1 pseudogene is annotated in these 436 nt (G+C 64.7%); it reads left to right on the forward strand.

What is annotated here, in order from left to right:
• Positions 1-133: 133 nt before the first annotated feature.
• A pseudogene (gene pepN, locus HX774_RS19555) lies at positions 134-436 on the forward strand (aminopeptidase N); the annotation flags it as partial.

Below are 436 nucleotides of genomic sequence, written 5' to 3' on the forward strand. Positions count from 1 at the left end.
ATCAGACAGATGGCCGCGTGCCCGGAAACTGGCCGCACGCGGTCTGATACTCAGAGTGACGCCCGCCGCGGAAGATTCCCTCCAAGCGCCTGAGTACAATGGCCTTTTGCGTACCTCTACGAGGATGTTACCGATGTTGCGCACCGATACCGCCGTCACGATTTACCGCAAGGACTACACCGCGCCCGCTTTCCGCATTGACGAAGTGGCCCTGGAGATCGATCTCGTGCCCGAGCGCACCCGCGTCGTCAACCGCATGCGCATGACGCGCACGGATGCCGGCAAGCCGCTCGTGCTGGCGGGTGAAGGGCTCGAGCTGGCGGGCGCGACGGTCGACGGCAAAGCGCTGTCCGGCCTGCAGGCCTCCGACGACACGCTCACCATCGAAGCCGTACCGGCCGATGTTGGCACCAGCTTCACGCTGGAACTCACCACC

It is taken from the genome of Brevundimonas sp. P7753 (assembly GCF_013386595.1).
GTDB classification, from domain to species: Bacteria; Pseudomonadota; Alphaproteobacteria; order Caulobacterales; family Caulobacteraceae; genus Brevundimonas; species Brevundimonas bullata.